This is a genomic window from Saccharothrix hoggarensis (assembly GCF_042678885.1).
Taxonomy (GTDB): Bacteria; Actinomycetota; Actinomycetes; order Mycobacteriales; family Pseudonocardiaceae; genus Actinosynnema; species Actinosynnema hoggarensis.
This window is the reverse complement of sequence record NZ_JBHTLK010000368.1, coordinates 1-4,017: the sequence shown is the minus strand read 5'-3', so window position 1 is coordinate 4,017 and position 4,017 is coordinate 1. Positions and strand designations below refer to the sequence as shown.

The window sequence follows — 4,017 nt, the reverse complement described above, 5'->3', positions numbered from 1 at the left end:
CCCGGCGGACGGCGTCCGGCGCGACCGGCTCCGCCGTGAACGACCGGACGGACCGGCGCACCAGCACCGCCTCCGCCCGCCCCTGCGCCACCGCCTCCGCGGTGCCCAGCCGGAACAGGTCGTCCTCGACCGGCCGGGCCAGGTCACGGGCGGTCGAACCGTCGTCGGCCACCGGCAGGCCGCGCACCACGGCCACCGGCACCGCGCCGAGCTTGCCCTTCACCAGGTCGGCCGCCGCGGCGATCTCGTCGGCCACGGCCACCTCGGTCACCACCAGCGGGTTGCCCTGCCGGTCCACCGAGCCGGCGTACCGGTGCAGCACGGCCAGCCCGGACGCGCCGATCGCGGCGTCCGTCTGGCCGACCCGCCACGCCCGGCCCATCGTGTCCGTCACGACGACCGCGACCGCGACGCCCAGCCGCGACGCCAACGCCGCGCGCAGCGCCGCCGCCGACCCGTCCGGGTCGACCGGGAGCAGCGCGATCTCGTCGCCGGCGACGTTCGACGCGTCCACCCCGGACGCCGCCTGCACGATCCCCAGCTTGTTCTCGGTGATCAGCGTGCGGCCGCGCCGCGCCAGCACGCGCACCGCCTCGGCCCGCACCCACTCCCGCCGGACGGCGTCACGCGCCTCCGGGTCGGCGGGCACCGACACCAACCGACCTTCCACTTTGGACAGGACCTTGGACGTCACCACGACGACGTCGCCGTCGCGCAGCCACGGCGCGGCCGACGCGATCGCCTCCGCCAGGTCGTCGCCGGGCCGGAACTCCGGCAGCCCCGCCACCGGCAGCACCGTGATGCCCGAAGTCGAGGCGTGGTCAGCCAACGTCGACCCCGGCGAGTTCCAGCGCGGCACGCGCCATCGCCGCCGTCGCGTCCACATCGGACATCAGCAGCGGCACCGCGCGCACGGCGACGCCCGGCACGTCGCAGCGGTCGCCGGTGTGCACGAGCCAGCCGTCCAGCACGCCGCCCCGCGACGTGCGGCGCGACCCGTAGTACCGGCCGACGGCCTCGGCGGAGGTCTCCACGCCGATCGCCGTCAGGCACGCGTCCGCCATCCCGCGCAGCGGCTTGCCGCCCACGATCGGGGACAGGCCCACCACGCCGGCTTCGGTCTTGCGCAGCGCGTCCCGCACCCCCGGCACGCCGAGGATCGTGTTCACGCTCACCACGGGGTTGGACGGCGCGATCAGCACCGCGTCGGCCTCCTGCAGCGCGTCGAGCACGCCCGGCGCGGGCGTCGCCGTCTCCACGCCGACCGACGCGAACGAGCGCGCGGGCAGCTGGGCGCGGTGCTTGACCCACCACTCCTGGAAGTGGATCGCCCGCTCGCCCTCCTCGGTCGTCACGACGACGTGGGTCTCCACCCGGTCGTCCGACATGGGCAGCAGCCGCACGCCGGGCTCCCAGCGGTGGCACAGCGCCTCCGTGACCGCCGACAGCGGGTAGCCCGCGCGCAGCATCCGGGTCCGCACCAGGTGCGTCGCGATGTCCCGGTCGCCGAGGCCGAACCACGTCGGGTCCGCGCCGTACGCGGCCAGCTCCTCCTTCACCGCCCACGACTCGCCCGCACGGCCCCAGCCGCGCTCGACGTCGATCCCGCCACCCAGGGTGTACATGCAGGTGTCCAGGTCGGGACAGATCCGCAACCCGTGCATCCACACGTCGTCACCCGTGTTCACCACGGCGGTGATCTCGTGCTCCGGACCGTCCAGGAGGCTCTTCAGCCCCACCAGGAACCGCGCCCCGCCAACCCCGCCCACCAGTACGACGACCTTCACGGGTCGCCATCCTTGCACGGGGCCCGGACGCGCTGAATCCAGCGCCGGAACGGGTCGCCGCCGGACGGGTCAGCGCCAGAACATGAACGTGCCCTGCCCCATCCCGGCCAGCATCCGGTTGCCGCCGACCAGCTCGAACACCCCGTACGCCGCGTCGAAGAACAGCCGGGCGATCGTCGGGAACCCGATCAGGACGGCGAACAGCACGAACGGCGCCCACTGCCGCGCCTTCGCGCCGAACTGCCGGGCCGAGTACGACAGGTACGGCTCGATCGCGCCCCAGCCGTCGAGGCCGGGGATCGGCAGGATGTTCAGGACGAAAGCGAGGATCTGGAGCAGCGCGAGGTACGACAGCGCGGCGGCGAGGCCGACCGGGGGCGTGAACAGGATCACGGACAACGCCAGCAGCAAGCCGAGCGCCAGGTTGCTCAACGGGCCCGCGAGTGACACGAAAGATTCGACGCGCTTGTCGCGCAACGCGTGGTGGTTGATCCACACCGCGCCGCCGGGCAGCGGGATTCCGCCGAATGCCAGGAGCACCAACGGCAGCACGATGCTCAACACGGGATCGGTGTACCGGCGGATGTCGAGCGTCAGGTAACCCTTCGCCTTCACCGCGTAGTCACCGCCGCGGTACGCCACGATCGCGTGACCGAACTCGTGCAGGCACAGCGAAACCGCCCAGCCGCCCAGCACGAACAAGACCATCCCGCCGATCAGGGCGGCTTCGGACTCGTCGAAGAGGGTCAACACGGCGCCTGCCACCGTCACCGCGAGCAGGCTGAGGAACAGTGGACTCGGACGCACCGCTGATCGCTTCACCCTTCCAGTGTGGCCTCCCCGATCCGGACCGTCACCGGAGCGTCCTCGCCCGTCCTTGGGCCATCCGCGCGCCGGTTGTCGCGCCGCGCACCTCCTCAATCACCGTCTGTGCTGCTAGTCAAGGGTTTTCGGGCCATTGGCGGGAATATCCCCCGACCTGTGGACTCGGCTTGACCGCGTGTTGTGACACAGGTGTAATCACATCGGTGTCATTCGTCGTTGTGGGGACGGCGAGTGGTGTCCGCCAACCGGGGAGAGCGGAAGGCGAGGAGGCGGACGGTATGCAGGAATTCGACGGGGGTCGCATCGTGGACGGGGACGTCCCGGCACAGGAGCCGGTCGTGCTCGACCTGTTCGACGCGACCGATGAGCAGGACTGGCAGGAGCGCGCCCTGTGCGCGCAGACCGACCCCGAGGCGTTCTTCCCGGAGAAGGGCGGCTCGACCAGGGAGGCCAAGCGGATCTGCCTCGGTTGCGAGGTGCGCTCGGAATGCCTGGAGTACGCCCTGCAGCACGACGAGCGCTTCGGCATTTGGGGCGGCCTGTCCGAACGCGAGCGGAGGAAGCTCAAAAAGCGCGCGGTGTGATCGCTCGCGCGGTCGCTCTGGCTTACCGTGGTCGTCCCACGGGCAGTCGGAGCATCTGAGGAGCGGCACTTGACGAGCGGGGCCACTCCGCGGCTGCGCACCGCGCCGGTGTTGGCGGTGCTGGTCTGCCACGACGGCGACCGCTGGCTGGGCACGGCGCTGTCCGCGCTGCGCCGCCAGCAGCCACGACCGCGGCACGTGATCGCCGTCGACACGGGTTCCGTGGACGGCACCGCGAAGGTGCTCCAGGACGCGTCCACCGGCCCCGATCGGGTGATCGACGGCGTCCTGACGTTGCCGCGCGGCACGGGTTTCGGCGCGGCGGTGCACGCGGCCGTCGAGCACGCCGTGTCGCGCTGGGGTGATCCGGGCGCGTGGCTGTGGCTGCTGCACGACGACTGCGCCCCCGAACCCGACTGCCTGTCCGCGCTGCTGACCGCGGCCGACGTCTCGCCCTCGGCGGCGGTGCTGGGTCCGCTGAGCCTGGACTGGGCCGATCCGCGGCTCGTCGTGGAGGCGGGCCTGTCGACCGACGCGTCCGGCCACCGGCAGACCGGCATGGGCCGGGTCGAGCTGGCCGGGTCGTTCGAGCAGAGCACCGAGGCGTTGGCGGTGCCGTCGGCCGGGTCGCTGATCCGCCGCGCGGTCTGGGAATCGCTCGGCGGGTACGACCGGTCGATGCCGTTGCTGCGCGACGACATCGACTTCGGCTGGCGCGCCAACCTCGCGGGCCACCTCGTGCTGTCCGTGCCGGTGGCGCGGATGCGGCACGCGCGCGCGGCCGGTCGGGGAGCGCGGCGGCTGGACGCGGCGGCGGCCCG

5 protein-coding genes are annotated in these 4,017 nt (G+C 72.7%); 2 read left to right on the top strand and 3 right to left on the bottom strand.

Annotated elements, in window-relative coordinates; translation table 11 throughout:
- The 3 genes from ACFQ3T_RS34870 to ACFQ3T_RS34860 form a co-directional block, all read right to left on the bottom strand.
- Positions 1-886, bottom strand: an 886-nt coding sequence (locus ACFQ3T_RS34870; RefSeq protein WP_380730122.1) for a coenzyme F420-0:L-glutamate ligase, incomplete at its 3' end; no start/stop codon positions are given.
- Positions 822-1,787 carry a 2-phospho-L-lactate transferase gene (cofD, locus tag ACFQ3T_RS34865; RefSeq protein ID WP_380730120.1) on the bottom strand — a complete coding sequence of 322 codons (966 nt, stop codon included), beginning with the start codon at positions 1,785-1,787 and terminating at the stop codon, positions 822-824. The genes ACFQ3T_RS34870 and cofD, both read right to left, overlap by 65 nt.
- Before the next feature lie 69 nt (positions 1,788-1,856).
- Positions 1,857-2,609: a site-2 protease family protein gene (locus ACFQ3T_RS34860; RefSeq protein WP_380730118.1), complete on the bottom strand. Its 753-nt coding sequence runs from the start codon at positions 2,607-2,609 to the stop codon at positions 1,857-1,859.
- A 281-nt stretch (positions 2,610-2,890) separates the two neighbouring features.
- Here ACFQ3T_RS34860 and ACFQ3T_RS34855 point away from each other — a divergent pair, with 281 nt between their 5' ends.
- Both ACFQ3T_RS34855 and ACFQ3T_RS34850 read left to right on the top strand, forming a co-directional pair.
- Positions 2,891-3,196, top strand: a complete 306-nt coding sequence (locus ACFQ3T_RS34855; protein WP_380730116.1) for a WhiB family transcriptional regulator — start codon at positions 2,891-2,893, stop codon at positions 3,194-3,196.
- Between the two features lie 69 nt (positions 3,197-3,265).
- The coding region (locus ACFQ3T_RS34850) for a glycosyltransferase family 2 protein (protein WP_380730114.1) at positions 3,266-4,017 on the top strand (752 nt) is incomplete at its 3' end.